Source organism: Mesorhizobium sp. WSM4806 (assembly GCF_055811635.1).
The window spans coordinates 18,367-31,174 of the sequence record NZ_JBVVQZ010000001.1 but is presented as its reverse complement, the minus strand read 5'-3'; the positions used below and the strand labels follow the sequence as shown (position 1 = coordinate 31,174).

Below are 12,808 nucleotides of genomic sequence, written 5' to 3'. Positions count from 1 at the left end.
AGCCCGCTATCGTTGGCGTTGGCGTTCGGCATGGCGTTGAGTGGCCGAGCGACCCGTTTAGCGAGCCCGGTCGCGGGTGATTGGAACATCTGCCGACCAACGCCGTTGATATGCTCGGCAGGCGAAAAGGGGCTGCATATGTCAAAACTTCAGGCGGTGACTCCAGAGCATCTGCAGCGGCTCAAGCTCGAGGCGTCTGCTTATTTTGGTCCGAAAGTGCTCCACGAAGCATTGTTGCGTCTTTGCCAGGCTTGCGGACGCGATAGCCTTGACCGGTTCGAGAAGACCATGGTCGATAAGATCGAGGCAATGCGCGATGAGAGGGCCGATTTCGAGACAATGAAGGAATTTGCCATCGAACAGCTTTACGCCTGCGTTCGCGAGGTCGGTAGTTCGCCTGACATGAAACAGCCGCTGGAGGGAGCAGAAGCCCGAAGGACGCCTGGTCGGTCGGAAGAGCCGAAGACCCTGGAAGACCAGTTGCAGGCCGGGCTTGAGGATTCTTTTCCCGCGAGCGACCCGCCGGCGGTGGTGTCAACAGCGATATCCGGCGGGGCGAAAAAGCTGGTCGGGACTGACGAAGTCCTGAAAAAGCAGCGGGAAGAGGCGGCCAAGAACAACGACCGGTCATAGACGGCCGCCCGCCCAATCCGAGATTTTCCAGCACCTTATTTCGATGTCCGGAACGATCCAAACCTTCATGCATTTAGCTAGGTCTGCGTTCATCAACTCTTTCTTGCTGGGAGCTGGGCCATTGTCCTCCAGGGGCTACCCCTTGGCCAACCAGGAAACGGATGACGTTTCCATCGTTGACCTGATACCTGCCTTGCGCGCCTTCGCCCGCACCTTCTGCCGGGTTCCCGACGATGCCGACGACCTGGTCCAGGAGACATTGACCAAAGGGCTCGCCAACATCGACAAGTTCGAGCCCGGAACGCGTATGAAGTCATGGCTCTTCACCATCATGCGCAATAGCTATTATACGCGCATCAAGGCCGCCGACAGGGAAAAGCCGGGCCTGCTTGACTGCGCCTCCGCAATCCCGATTACCGAAGCGACGCAGGAGTGGTCCGTTCAGAGCAAGGAAGTCTCCAACGCGGTCCAGAGGTTGCCGGAGCATCAGCGCGAGGTCCTGATGCTGATCGGGGTCCTTGGCGTCAGCTATGAAGAAACTGCCGAAATATGCGGTTGCGCGGTTGGAACGGTAAAAAGCCGCCTTAACCGAGCGCGTGCCAGCGTGCTGGAATACCTCGGCGAAAGTTCCTTGCAGACATTGGTGGAACGACGCAATCACCTGTCAGCAACACAGGGAAACTTCGCAGTCGACCGGCGCCGATAGCTAGTCCTGTTTCTTTGCTTTGCATCGACGCTTCTCGACAAGCGCATTCTGCAATTGCACCGCAAGGTCGGTCAGCTGGTCGGGGACCTTTTCCTGCTCGATAGCAGTCAGCAGAGATGCAATCTTCCGGTCTATTGCCAGCCGGAGTTTCGGGCTGATGCTATCGTCGCTCGAGCGAGACATAGTGTTCTCTTAACGAATCAGTCCCTTCACCAGTGTGGTGACGGCAATCAGAGTTTGCAAGGATTCGCGCGGCCTCACAGTCAGCGCCGTCCCTTGCACAGCCCGTCCCTTGCACAGCATTGTGTATCGAAGCTGCCGGTCTCGTCGGGGAAGCCTATGCTTTCCCCTCGGGTCCTCCCGGCGCTGTTGCCGGGTGCGCTCGACATTTCGACTCTCGTGACCTCGACTGGCCACTGGTCATGATTGGCGTTTGCGGTTGCAGCAGTCAGTCTTGGGAGAGACGATCTGCGGCGTGATACTGATCGGAGTTGATCCGCCATCGAGCCGGCGTTGCTCGGTGTGCTGCTTCCCAGGCTCTGCTGGACAAAGCAAAGCCGCGTTTCCTTGACCTTGTCCTTGGCCAAATGGGTCATCGCGCCGGCCGCCGGAGCCTTTATCTTGACGGCAGAGGTGATGTCTATCTTGCCGCCGGATGCCTTCTAGTCCTCCTTCGGATTGTCGGCACTCACAGGTGCCCTGTCTGTTTGGTGCGCGTGTCTCTTTGACGTCCTCGTCTCTTTGACGCCCGAACAATCATTGCGCCGTAATGTTCCCTCGGATGCCACAAGAAGAAAGGCATTGCCGTCCCACAGCCGGAACGGCTTCGCGCCGTCAGCCACGACCTGCATGCCATGGGCTTCGGCGAGGCGGTGAACATCGGCACGATCCAGCGCCGTCGATCCGCGATAGGAGTAATTCAGAAGTGCTGCCACGCCTGACGGTTTCAGAACACGCGCAATTTCCTCGAAATACCGCTCCGCCAGGCCAGCCAGCACCAGGTAGGGGAAGCTGTCGACAGCCAGCACGCAATCGAAGCTTGCGTTGGTAAAATCGGCGAGATCGAGACCAAAGGTCGGCCGCAGATCCACATTGCGCAGCCCGGCACATCGCCGACGAGCGACCGAAATCATCTCCAGGGATATGTCGATGCCGACGATCCGGTGCGCGGCATCCGAGAGCGCGCTTTCGAAGCGGCCGATGCCACAACCAATGTCCAGTATGTCCTGGTCGGGGCCGGTGAAGCCTTGCCGCTGCAACCATGCGACGATCTCGTCGGTGGCGGCGGTGAGTTTCTCCTCGTCTCCCAGCGAAGACAGTTGAACGCTCGCCGCCTGGGAAATCGTCGCCGCCGCATCAAAGCCGGCGGCCAGCCGCCTGACGACCGCGGCGTCAGTTTCCCATTCATCGCGTTCGTGGCGGACGGCGGCACCTGTTTGGCGCAGCGTGGTGAAGATGTCAGGCCTGTGACGAAGCAGATCGGCGATCCGCTCCAGTCTGTCGCGTTTTCGCAGGTCGGCTGAACGCATCTCCAGCGCCACATCGGCCAATTCTGCGGCATCGACCCCGGTCTCGAAGCGCAGCGCCAGTCTGGCAATGATGGCGTCGACGCAGGCGCCGTCGGCCATGCACTCCTCGATCAGCATTTTTACGGTCGATGCCGCCTGGGGCGATGGCTTTCGTCCGGTGGCGCTCATCGAGCCATGCTCCGCGTCCAGACCTTTCGCATTGTCCATTGGTCGACGGCCCCCCAGCCATACTTGTAGCTCTCCTGGCCGCGCAGAAAATCGAACTCCCGCGCCCCTTCACGAGCCGCTTCGGCAATCGCGTGACCGATCAGGATTGCGCCGGGACTTTCCTCGGCATAGGCCGGATCAAAACCGCCAAGGTAGGCGTAGGCGCGGTGGCGATGATGAAATCCGTAATAGGCGCCGACGACAGCATCGTCGATGGCAACAAGCCAGCATCGGACAAGACCCTGTGCGGCAAGCATGGGAAGCGCCTGCCGATGGAATTCTTCTGCAGCCGGATCGGCCAGGACGCCGTCGCCGCGCCCGGCCCAACGCGCGCCGTGAAGGCGGATCAGGTGATCGAAAAACGTTTTGAGATCGGCCTGCGCCGGTATGATGGAGACGCAGCCGCGCCGGCGTGCGGCATTGTGCGCGCGGCGCAACTGGCGTCTTCGCCGCGCCGGAATGCAGACCGCGAGCGCATCGTCGCCAGCGATCGGCAGCACGGGACAAGCGGCGTGATCGACGGGTTGATCCGCCTCCAGCGCAGGGTGCGCGATAGTGAGACCGGCAGCACCGGCCGGCAGGTCCGGTAAGATCCATTGCGACCAATTGATCGCCAGAACCCGGTCGGCGATGACGGCGGCGACAGCCGCTTCGATGCCGGGGCAACACAGGACATCCAGGTAGTCGCTCAACGAAATCCCAACCGGAAGCAGTCTCGACCCGCAAGTTGCGTGTTCCAGGTAAAGCGGTGCCAATCCCACCAGATCGTCGCCTCGCCAGACGGCGATCGTCGCCAGCTCTCCGGGCGCGAATGCGCGCCACCACGGCACCAGCCAGGCTGGGCTTTGGAACGGCGTCGCTGTCCGGCTGTGCGCCCACAGCTCCCGCCAGCGCGGCGCCAGCGCCTCAAAGGCGGCCGGATCGTCGATGATCTCGGAGCGGAGCATGAAAGCCGCTCACTGCACCGCCGCCAGGCGCCTGCGGCCGGCACCAACCCCTGCCAGCGCCTGGTAGGCGTCCATGTAAGACGAAATCATTTGGTCGAGCGAAAAGCGCCGCCGCGCCTCGGCCCGGCATGTCTCGGCATTCAGGCCGGAGGCTGCGACGATGGCCTCCGCCATCTCATGGATGTCGTTGACCAGAAAGCCCGTCTTGCCGTGTTCGACCACATCCGGCAGCGCACCGTTTGGAAAGGCGACGACCGGCGTGCCGCAGGCGAGAGCCTCCATCGCGACAAGCGAGCTGGTTTCCGCGGCAAGGCTGGGAATGACCAGGCAGCGGGCGGCGTTGAGAAAGTGCCGCTTCGCGACGAAGCCGAGCGGACCGAGGAAGCGGCGGCGCTGGTCGAGGCGCGGCTGGACTTCGTCACGAAAGTACAGCGTGTGCGTTTCGTAAGGGTAGACCTTGCCGCCGATGATCAGCCGCACGCCAGCCTGTTTGGCCGCGTCCAGTGCCAGGTGGATGCCCTTTTCCGGGCAAATGCGGCTGAGCACCAGCGCGAAGTCGCGCTTGAACTGCCGACCGCTCAGCGCATCGATATCCACGCCGTTTGGAATGGGTGCCAGCAGCCTGGCACCCGGCGGCGCGGTCCTCTGTTGGGCCATCGAGACGGCGTGAAGCCATAGATCGTCGCGGACCGTGCGCAAGGCATCGGCGGGATACCAGTCGAGCGGCAGGTGCAGGCTTACCAGGGTCGGGCCATCATCAGGCAGATAGGCATCAAAATCGATGCCGTGCAGATGAACCACGTCGATAGGCCAACGGACGCGTGCGACTTCTATCGCGGTGCGGTGAGAGCGCTGTGCCCGTTTCTTCGCCGCATCGTCAAGCACACCTGGTTCAGCAGGCGTCTCGATGAGCACGCCCGCCGCTTTCGAGCCCTGGCAACCGATCACGATGGAAGCGTGTCCGGCGCGCACGAGTGCCTGGTCGAGCATCGACAGCACCTGCTCGGCACCGCCAACCGCATCCGGGCCGACTGGCGCGAGAGGGTAGGCGACGTTCAGGACGGTGAGGGTCATGGCCGGTCGAGCCCAAGCTCCTCATGCGCAGCGGCCGCGGCGTGAAGCCAAACCGCCGGCTCGAAGCCGAGCGGCAGCGCCTCGTAATAAAGCCTGCCGCTGTTCGGCAGCGCCAGGAAATCATAGGCAGGCGCCACCCGGAAACGTTCGATGCGCGCCGTGAACGGCGCCAGCGTCCGTTGCTGTGTCCGGTGGCAGGCCAGCATGCACTGCTTCCGTTCGAAAGCCGCTTCCGTAAGGTGCAATTCGATGCGCTCGCTGCCGGAATGACTGTTGAAATCCTGAAGGACCGCACCCTCAGGCCCGGCCGAATAGAACGCCATTTCGACGATGGCCGGTGCCTGGCGTCCGTCGCGGCGCAGCAAATGGCAGGCCGCATGGACGGCAAAGGCGGTCGCGTCATGATCGGGGTGACCACCTTCATAAGGATGCGTGCAGACGAAGCTGACATCGCGCTCGGCCAAAAGGCCGGTCAGTTCCCGTGCGAGCGAGCCAAGATTTCCGGCGGCCTGCTTGTCGGGATAACCGAGGCTGATCAGGGCCGTCGATGGCAATCCCGCTGCCGCCAGCACCGCCTCCAACTCCCGATGGCGGGCCTCGGCATAGTCCTGCCACGTCTCGAAGCCGTATGCTCGCGCGTCTTCAAGATCTCGCGGCGCGCCATCGGTGACATGAACGATGCGAGATCCGCGCAAGCCGGCAAGATGCCCGCCGATGCCGATGGTTTCGTCGTCCGGATGCGCGACAACGATCATGATCTCAGCACCGTCTGCGCGGTGCGGAGCAGCACCTAGCAACAAGGCCGCGAATTCGGCAAGCGGTCCGGATCTGTCAGCTGCGTGTTGCATGACACACTCATGCTGCCGAAGCCCGCACCGCTCTGACCGGCGAGGCAGCGATGGCGGGAGCATAGCGGCGGGTCATCGTCGCGCAAAACTCCGCAAATTCCTCCGGCACCAGCGGCGGACTGGTGTGATGCGGCATCACTCCGCGGTGCTCCGGCGTGAAGCAGAAGGTGATGGTCACGTCGAAATCGGCAAGTGCTTCCATCTGCCGGTCGTACCAATCCAGCGCATTCGGCCTGAAACTGTCGGCCCAGGAAAGCCCGGTGCGCAGATTGGTGACGCCCAGCCGTTTCATCCAGGCGACGGCGTCGTCCAGCCGGGGATCTTCAAAGTGGAACCATTGCACCAGCCCCATCCCGGGTAAGTAACGCAGGAATTCTTCGAGCGCGGGTTTGGGCGTGCCATCTTCGCGGAGCAGGCCCATGTAGAAGTGGCGATAGTAGGAGGAGCCTTCGGCCTCGCGATGACGCGTCGTTGCCCCCCATTCGCGCGGAAGATCGTAGAGGCTGTACCATTGCACGCGCGAGGCATTGCCGAGCAGCAGTTCGGCGCTCCGACGCAAACCCCAGAGCTGCACCTCCTCCGCCCCGAAGCTCGACACGCCAACTTCGCTGACCCATACGGGAAGATCGGTAACGGTCGAAATCTCGCCGATCTTCTGCGGCCATTCCTGAATCTGCCAGAGATTCCAGTCGAGTGGGAAACCATGCACACCGACGGCATCGACATGATCGAGCACCCCGTATTGCTTCATGAGCGCCATGAAATCGGCATCGATCGGCGAAATGCCGCCCAGTATCCTGGTCACGGCCGGGTTTGCCGATGCGATCGCATCGGCGGCCAGTATTGCCATGTTGGCGAAGCGGCTCCAGTCGGGGTCGAGTTCGGGATCCCAATGGGATTTGTTGTTCGGCTCGTTCCAGATCATCGCGGCTTCAATCATGAAGTGGTCCTTTCGACGGGTAGACGGCGCCGCCGCAGGCCGGCTCACCGGCGGCGCGGCAGAAATAAACCTCTTGCTCCGGGTGCAGCACGATCTCGAAGCCGGCGCTGCGCAGCATCGCCTCTGTGCAGGCGCGATTGGGAATCCACCAGTTGGTCGGGTCGTCCGCATAGCGATGCTCGACGAAATGCAGCTTCGGAAACTCCGGCCGGTCGAACAGATCGTGGGTCCAGAAAGGATAATTCTCATCGAGTGCAGGCAGTTCGATGCTGCCGCGCTGCATGGACTGGAAGATCATCAGGTCGCCGGCAACGTGCTCCCGGATCAGATCGAGAGCGAGCAGCGGGTGGCGCAGGTGATAAAGCACGCCCATGAATAGGACGATGTCGAATTTCTCCCGCAGGGCGCCAACGTCGTAGACCGAAAGCTGCTGGAATTCGATGTCGCAGTCAGCGATTTCGGCGGCGAAGCGCGCCTGCGCCAGATAGGCTTCATCGAAGTCGATGCCGAGGACGCGGCCGGCGCCGCGTCGCTTCATTTCGATCGAGTAGAAGCCGGCGTTGCAGCCTATGTCGAGCACGGCCTTGCCGGACAGATCGGCAGGAATGGCGTCGGCGAACTTGCGCCATTTGATCAGCGGATAATTGCCGAGGAAATGGTCGGGGGCGGTTTCGACGCCCGCCAGTTCCATGTTGTGGAACCACGGGCCAAGGGCATCGATGCGGCGGCGGATTTCGGCGTTCGAATGCAGCATGGCTAGCCTCCTTCGCCTGGATGGCTTGGTATCTGCGCTTGCCCCGGCAGCACGAACATGAGGTTTTTCGTGTCCTCCAACGTAGTGTCGTTGTTCTCGAGCAGCCGAAGTGCGGTGCGGTAGCCGTTGAACGTGCCGACGTCGACATAGGCGGTGCCTGCCTTGACGCCGCAAGCCTCACCGCCGGCCGCCAGATAGGCGTTGATAAGGGTGCCGACATATTCGTCGCTTTGATCCCGCTCGCGCCAAAGCGCGGCAAGCTGGTGAAGTATGCGGCCCGGCATCTTGAACGCCCCCCAGATCCAGTTCGATGCAGCGCCTTGTTGCTTGACCTGGATCTCCTTCACCCGGTCATCCCCGTCGAGAACGACGGCATCAAAGAGTTCCGGGTGATCCACCGGGAAGAGCAAAAACGACAGCCGGTCGTCCGGCAGGCGGCAAAAGCCATCTTCCGGAAACCAGATCGTGTCGGGCAGGCCGACCAGAACCGTCTCGTCCGGCGCGACCAGCGGCGCGGCGCGAAAGATCGCGTCGCAAAGACCGACGGGGTTGGGCTGCACGACAAACAATGCGGCGGCGTCGCCGTAGCCGGCGGCGTAGTATTCGAGAATGTCTGATTTTCCCGATCCGATGACGAAGCAGATCTTGTCGACACCGTTGCGCACCATGCGACGCACCAGATACTCGCTCACCGCGCAAGGACGCTCGGTCTGGCCGTCGATGCGGCTGCCGACCGGCAGGAGCTCCTTTGAGAAGCCGAGCGGTTGAATGCGGCTGCCGCGGCCGGCGGCGGGCACGATGCCCAACATCAGATTGCTTCCTTCAACGGCTCGCCCGCCGCCAAGCCCTGTCCCAAGCCCGGCAATGAATCGGACAGGAGGCGGTCGAGTTCCCTGGCGCGCTGCGCAGAGGTGTGTTCGTCCAGCACCCGCTCGCGCGCCCGGCGCCGGATGGCGTCGACTTCGCTGTCAGGCAAGCCGACTGCCGCGACCACGTCGTCGGTGCTGCCCGCCAGGATGATCTCGCTGCCGGGCTGGAAAAAACTGCTCAGCCCGGGCCAGGTGTCGCTCACGATCGCCGCGCCGCAGGCTGCCGCCTCGAACAGCCTGCCCGAAGGACACCAGCCCCTCTTGGCCATCGCCTCGCGCGTCACGTTCAGCGTCAGGCGCGATGAGCAGAAGAAGGCCGGATGATCCGCAGGCGGAAGGTGCCTGACAAAGAAGATGTTTTCGCCCCACGGAAATTCATGCGGATATTGGGCGCCGCCGATGACGAAACGGCGGTCCGGCAGGCGCGCTGCGGTGCGGACCAGCAGCTTTTCGACGCCGGCCTGGCGATCGGCCGCATAAGTTCCGAGATAGGACAAATCCCCGGCGAATTCAGCCCGGGGCTGGGCCGGCCGGTGTCGGTCGGGATCGACATGGCCGTAGAGAGGCAAGACTCGGCGGGCGCCCAGCAGCGTTTTCAGCGCATCGATTGCGGTTCCCCCCGTATAACTGAGGGCGAGGTCGAAATCGTGAAGGCCCTCGGGCCCGTAATAGGCCGGTCGTAGACCTTGTTCTATCCGGGCGAGCGTGACGGGGGTGTCGAGATCGTAGAAAACCTTCAGCCCGCGACAGGCCTGCTGCGCCAGGCGCGATGCCTCCACGGCGTCGGGGCAATAGGACGTGACGATGACGACGTCGGATTCCCCGATAGCCTGTTCCGCGACATGGCGAATGTCCTCCCACTCCGGATAGAGAACGACATTGCCGCCATCGAGATGGTCAAGATCGCGTGCGCCGGCATAGTACGGGGTATTGCGTTCGAAAAAGCTGACCGACCAGCCCAGGCGACCGAGCGCACGGATCAGCCCGCGCCACAGCGTCGCGTGTCCGTTTCCCCACGAGGAGGTGACGGTGAGACCGAAAATGACCATACGCATCCGGCAGTCCTCGTCAGGCGGCTTCGTTCAGTCGGATCAGCTTGGAGCCCCAGTCACCGGACACGACCGTGGTGATCGAAGCGGGGTCGATATCGAAGCGAAAACAGTCTCCCAGCGGCAAACCGAGCGCCTTGCAGACGGCGGCTTTGATCACGTCGGCATGGCTGACCAGTGCCACGGACTGGTTCTGGTAGCGTTTGCGAAGCTGCTGCATCAGCGAGACGACACGTTGCTGGACGTCCAGCATTGTCTCGCCGCCGGGCGTCCTCGCCTGCTGGCGTTGACTGTTCCACGTCAGCCAGTCGGCGTCCTGGCTTAACTCTTCGAAGGTCTTGCCCGACCACGCGCCGAAGTCGATCTCATCGAGTTCCTGGCGGATTGTAATCTTCTCGCGATTGCAGGCGATTGCGATCGGTTTTGCGGTTTCCAGTGTTCGTTCGCGCGGGCTGCAACAGATGGCCGCCAGCGGCCGCGGCGCCATGTGGCTGGCAAGGCGCGAGGCTTGTGCCCTGCCGGTTTCGCCGAGGCAAACTCCAGCCATGCGTCCGGCAAGATAGTCGCCGACATTGTCGTGCGCCGCATGGCGGATCAAGAAGAACGTCGTCGTCATTCCGCGGCATCAAGCATCGGCTCGTCCCTTCCGGCTATGAAAGACAGCGTGCGCAGGCGTGCCTCGGCATCGGTGAACTGCTCGGGCGGCGACTTCATGAAATAGCTGCAAGGGCCGGTCAGCGCCCCCGCGATGCCGCGGTCAAGCGCCAGTTTGGCGCAGCGGACAGCGTCGATAACGACTCCGGCCGAGTTGGGCGAATCCCATACTTCCAGTTTGAGCTCTGCATTCAGCGGCACGCCGCCGAACGTCGTGCCTTCAACGCGGATGTAGGCCCATTTTCGATCGGTAAGCCAGGGCACATGGTCGCTAGGGCCGACATGGATGTTGCCGGCCTCCAGGGGGACGTCGAACTGGCTGGCTACGGATTGTGTCTTGGAGATTTTCTTCGATTCCAGCCGCTCGCGTTCCAGCATGTTGAGGAAATCGGTGTTGCCGCCGAAATTCAGCTGGTAAGTCCGGTCGATGCGGACGCCGCGCTCGCGGAACAGATTGGCGAGCAACCGGTGCACGATCGTCGCGCCGACCTGGCTTTTGATATCGTCGCCGACCAGCGGCAGACCGCGCTGCTCAAAGCGCCGGCGCCATTCCGGCCGCGATGCGATAAAGACCGGTATGCAGTTGACGAAGGCGCAGCCGGCCTCGAGCGCGCACTCTGCATAAAAACGCGTGGCTTCTTCGGAGCCGACCGGCAGATATGAGACCAGTACGTCGGCGCCGCTTTCCCGAAGCAGCGCGCTGACATTCGCGACCGGTTCTTCTGCCTCCTCAATCTCATCGCGCAGATATTTGCCGATGCCGTCAAGTGTCGGTCCGCGCTCGACGCGAACGCCGGTTGCCGCAACATCGGCAAAGCGGAAGGTATTGTTGGGCGTATTGTATATGGCTTCCGCCACATCACGCCCAACTTTGCCCTTGGCGACGTCGAAAGCACAAACCACCTCGATATCGGCGACATGATAGCCGCCGAGATCAGCATGCATCAGGCCCGGTATCGGCTCATTGCCTCTGGCGTCCCGATAATATGAGAGGCCCTGGACAAGGGAGGATGCGCAATTGCCGACGCCGACTATTCCAATCCGTACCTTTTTTGATCCCACGAAACTGCCGCCATCGCTGTTGAAGGTATGTTCCTCGCGCCGAACTGTCGACTCCCGGGAATGTTCCTTGCGACCTGGAAAAATCACGAACTTCTATTCGGATCAAAGCTGCGCGCTGGTTTGCGCTGCCTGAGCCGATCCACGCCTCAGCGCCGCAAGCCTCAGTCGAGCCTGCGCAGCATATCCGCTTCTTTTTCCAGGATGGTGGCCACTTCCTCGAGCTCGAGGTGCGTCATCATCAGGCTCACACAGCATTCGAGGTAGGTGATCGAGGCACGTTTCAGAAAGGCAGCTATCTCCCTTTCGGCCATTTGCTCGATGTCCTTGCCGGATCGTTTTCGATGCATGGGTCCGTCCTCCACGCCGATATCTTCGCCCAACGGCGAGCTCGACCGGATGTTCCCATAATGAGAAAAAGTGAAAGCGCCTGTTGGCAGGGTCACCGTCTCACCATGATCATGCCCGCGGGCGGCAGCTCTCCCTGACCTCAGGCCGGCAGGTTTTGCAGTCGGCCTGAAGCGGACCTTACGCTTGTCGCAATTGGGGAAATTTGATCCTCGTTGCGGCTGGCTTCGAGCTCCGTAAAATAGCTGATCGTTTGCATCAGGCCTTGCTTGAGCGGCACCTTTGGCGACCAGTCGAGAAGGGCTTTTGCACGGGAAATGTCCGGTTGCCGCCGGCGAGGGTCGTCTTGCGGCAGTGGCAGGAATTTGAAGACCGAGTTGCTATGGGTCAAATCTCTCACCAATCCGGCCAGTTGGAGAACGGTGAATTCCCCAGGATTGCCCAAATTGACCGGTTGGCGCGGATTGGGATCGAGATCCATGAGGCGGACCAGACCGTCGACCAGATCGGAGACGTAGCAGAACGACCTGGTCTGCAGCCCGTCGCCGAAAATCGTCAGTGGCCTCTTTTCGAGCGCCTGCATCACCAGGTTCGAGACAATCCGGCCGTCGGCGGGATCCATCCGCGGACCATAGGTGTTGAAGATGCGCGCGACCCGGATGTCGGCCGTTTCGGTTCTCAAATAGTCGAAGCACAAGGTTTCGGCGGTTCGCTTGCCCTCGTCATAGCAGGCACGAGGACCGGTGCAGTTCACGTGACCTACATAGTCTTCCGTTTGCGGGTGCTGTTCCGGATCGCCATACACTTCGCTTGTCGATGCCTGCAGGAGGCGCGCATTGTTTCGGGCGGCAAGCTCAAGCAGATTGAGGGTTCCGATCACGCAGGTCCGCGTGGTGTGAATCGGGTCAGCCTGGTAGCGCGGCGGCGATGCGGCGCACGCCAGGTTGAAAATGCGGTCGACCGGCTCAGCAAGGTCCAATGGTCGGCAAATATCCTGCTCGATCAGCCGGAAACGAGGACTGTCGAGCATCGAGACGATGTTTTCCATCCGACCGGTAAGAAAATTGTCGACACAGATCACACGGCACCCGGCCTGAAGCAGTGTCTCGCAAAGATGCGAACCGAGGAAACCCGCGCCGCCGGCGACAAGCGCCGTTCTGGTCCGTTGTGTCCTTCTTGATTGCCGCATCT

At 61.9% G+C, this 12,808-nt stretch carries 14 protein-coding genes; 2 read left to right on the top strand and 12 right to left on the bottom strand.

What is annotated here, in order from left to right:
- Positions 1 to 30 precede the first annotated feature (30 nt).
- Together AC0L2M_RS00145 and AC0L2M_RS00140 are read left to right on the top strand one after the other, a co-directional pair.
- On the top strand, positions 31 to 633 hold the full coding sequence (locus AC0L2M_RS00145) for a hypothetical protein (RefSeq protein ID WP_473533710.1): 603 nt from the start codon (positions 31 to 33) through the stop codon (positions 631 to 633).
- A 142-nt stretch (positions 634 to 775) separates the two neighbouring features.
- Positions 776 to 1,339 carry a sigma-70 family RNA polymerase sigma factor gene (locus tag AC0L2M_RS00140; RefSeq protein ID WP_128180217.1) on the top strand — a complete coding sequence of 188 codons (564 nt, stop codon included), beginning with the start codon at positions 776 to 778 and terminating at the stop codon, positions 1,337 to 1,339.
- Positions 1,340 to 2,001: 662 nt separating this feature from the next.
- Here the strand turns inward: AC0L2M_RS00140 and AC0L2M_RS00135 are convergent.
- The 12 genes from AC0L2M_RS00135 to AC0L2M_RS00080 form a co-directional block, all read right to left on the bottom strand.
- Complete coding sequence (locus AC0L2M_RS00135; protein WP_128180219.1) at positions 2,002 to 3,036, bottom strand: class I SAM-dependent DNA methyltransferase; 1,035 nt, start codon at positions 3,034 to 3,036, stop codon at positions 2,002 to 2,004.
- Positions 3,033 to 4,022, bottom strand: coding sequence for a GNAT family N-acetyltransferase (locus AC0L2M_RS00130; RefSeq protein WP_473533709.1), 990 nt, complete (start codon positions 4,020 to 4,022; stop codon positions 3,033 to 3,035). Before AC0L2M_RS00130 ends, AC0L2M_RS00135 begins: the two co-directional genes overlap by 4 nt.
- A gap of 9 nt (positions 4,023 to 4,031) precedes the next feature.
- On the bottom strand, positions 4,032 to 5,096 hold the full coding sequence (locus AC0L2M_RS00125) for a glycosyltransferase (protein WP_473533708.1): 1,065 nt from the start codon (positions 5,094 to 5,096) through the stop codon (positions 4,032 to 4,034).
- The gene (locus AC0L2M_RS00120) at positions 5,093 to 5,944 is read right to left on the bottom strand and encodes a PIG-L deacetylase family protein (protein ID WP_287185310.1); all 852 of its coding nucleotides are present in this window, start codon (positions 5,942 to 5,944) and stop codon (positions 5,093 to 5,095) included. The genes AC0L2M_RS00125 and AC0L2M_RS00120 overlap by 4 nt, the downstream gene beginning before the upstream one ends.
- A gap of 7 nt (positions 5,945 to 5,951) precedes the next feature.
- A complete protein-coding gene (locus tag AC0L2M_RS00115) occupies positions 5,952 to 6,884 on the bottom strand; it encodes a glycoside hydrolase 5 family protein (RefSeq protein ID WP_128245345.1) in 933 nt (310 codons plus the stop codon).
- Positions 6,877 to 7,638, bottom strand: a complete 762-nt coding sequence (locus AC0L2M_RS00110) for a TIGR04290 family methyltransferase (RefSeq protein ID WP_027153515.1) — start codon at positions 7,636 to 7,638, stop codon at positions 6,877 to 6,879. Before AC0L2M_RS00110 ends, AC0L2M_RS00115 begins: the two co-directional genes overlap by 8 nt.
- Positions 7,639 to 7,640: 2 nt before the next feature.
- Positions 7,641 to 8,447, bottom strand: a complete 807-nt coding sequence (locus AC0L2M_RS00105) for a sugar phosphate nucleotidyltransferase (RefSeq protein ID WP_027153514.1) — start codon at positions 8,445 to 8,447, stop codon at positions 7,641 to 7,643.
- Positions 8,447 to 9,562 (bottom strand): CgeB family protein, encoded by a 1,116-nt coding sequence (locus AC0L2M_RS00100; protein ID WP_287141308.1) that lies wholly within the window; start codon positions 9,560 to 9,562, stop codon positions 8,447 to 8,449. Before AC0L2M_RS00100 ends, AC0L2M_RS00105 begins: the two co-directional genes overlap by 1 nt.
- A gap of 13 nt (positions 9,563 to 9,575) precedes the next feature.
- A complete protein-coding gene (locus AC0L2M_RS00095; RefSeq protein ID WP_128180233.1) occupies positions 9,576 to 10,172 on the bottom strand; it encodes a histidine phosphatase family protein in 597 nt (198 codons plus the stop codon).
- Positions 10,169 to 11,272, bottom strand: a complete 1,104-nt coding sequence (locus AC0L2M_RS00090) for an inositol-3-phosphate synthase (RefSeq protein WP_473533707.1) — start codon at positions 11,270 to 11,272, stop codon at positions 10,169 to 10,171. Before AC0L2M_RS00090 ends, AC0L2M_RS00095 begins: the two co-directional genes overlap by 4 nt.
- Positions 11,273 to 11,433: 161 nt before the next feature.
- The gene (locus AC0L2M_RS00085) at positions 11,434 to 11,652 is read right to left on the bottom strand and encodes a hypothetical protein (protein ID WP_473533706.1); all 219 of its coding nucleotides are present in this window, start codon (positions 11,650 to 11,652) and stop codon (positions 11,434 to 11,436) included.
- Between the two features lie 107 nt (positions 11,653 to 11,759).
- On the bottom strand, positions 11,760 to 12,806 hold the full coding sequence (locus tag AC0L2M_RS00080) for a UDP-glucuronic acid decarboxylase family protein (protein ID WP_287066492.1): 1,047 nt from the start codon (positions 12,804 to 12,806) through the stop codon (positions 11,760 to 11,762).
- Positions 12,807 to 12,808: the final 2 nt, after the last annotated feature.

Excerpts from the sequence above, each read along its gene's own strand:
- AC0L2M_RS00145 (WP_473533710.1), top strand. The coding sequence starts at position 31 with ATGGCGTTGAGTGGCCGAGCGACCCGTTTAGCGAGCCCGGTCGCGGGT.
- AC0L2M_RS00135 (WP_128180219.1), bottom strand. The coding sequence starts at position 3,036 with ATGAGCGCCACCGGACGAAAGCCATCGCCCCAGGCGGCATCGACCGTA.
- AC0L2M_RS00130 (WP_473533709.1), bottom strand. The coding sequence starts at position 4,022 with ATGCTCCGCTCCGAGATCATCGACGATCCGGCCGCCTTTGAGGCGCTG.
- AC0L2M_RS00125 (WP_473533708.1), bottom strand. The coding sequence starts at position 5,096 with ATGACCCTCACCGTCCTGAACGTCGCCTACCCTCTCGCGCCAGTCGGC.
- AC0L2M_RS00120 (WP_287185310.1), bottom strand. The coding sequence starts at position 5,944 with ATGCAACACGCAGCTGACAGATCCGGACCGCTTGCCGAATTCGCGGCC.
- AC0L2M_RS00115 (WP_128245345.1), bottom strand. The coding sequence starts at position 6,884 with ATGATTGAAGCCGCGATGATCTGGAACGAGCCGAACAACAAATCCCAT.
- AC0L2M_RS00110 (WP_027153515.1), bottom strand. The coding sequence starts at position 7,638 with ATGCTGCATTCGAACGCCGAAATCCGCCGCCGCATCGATGCCCTTGGC.
- AC0L2M_RS00105 (WP_027153514.1), bottom strand. The coding sequence starts at position 8,447 with ATGTTGGGCATCGTGCCCGCCGCCGGCCGCGGCAGCCGCATTCAACCG.
- AC0L2M_RS00100 (WP_287141308.1), bottom strand. The coding sequence starts at position 9,562 with ATGCGTATGGTCATTTTCGGTCTCACCGTCACCTCCTCGTGGGGAAAC.
- AC0L2M_RS00095 (WP_128180233.1), bottom strand. The coding sequence starts at position 10,172 with ATGACGACGACGTTCTTCTTGATCCGCCATGCGGCGCACGACAATGTC.
- AC0L2M_RS00080 (WP_287066492.1), bottom strand. The coding sequence starts at position 12,806 with ATGCGGCAATCAAGAAGGACACAACGGACCAGAACGGCGCTTGTCGCC.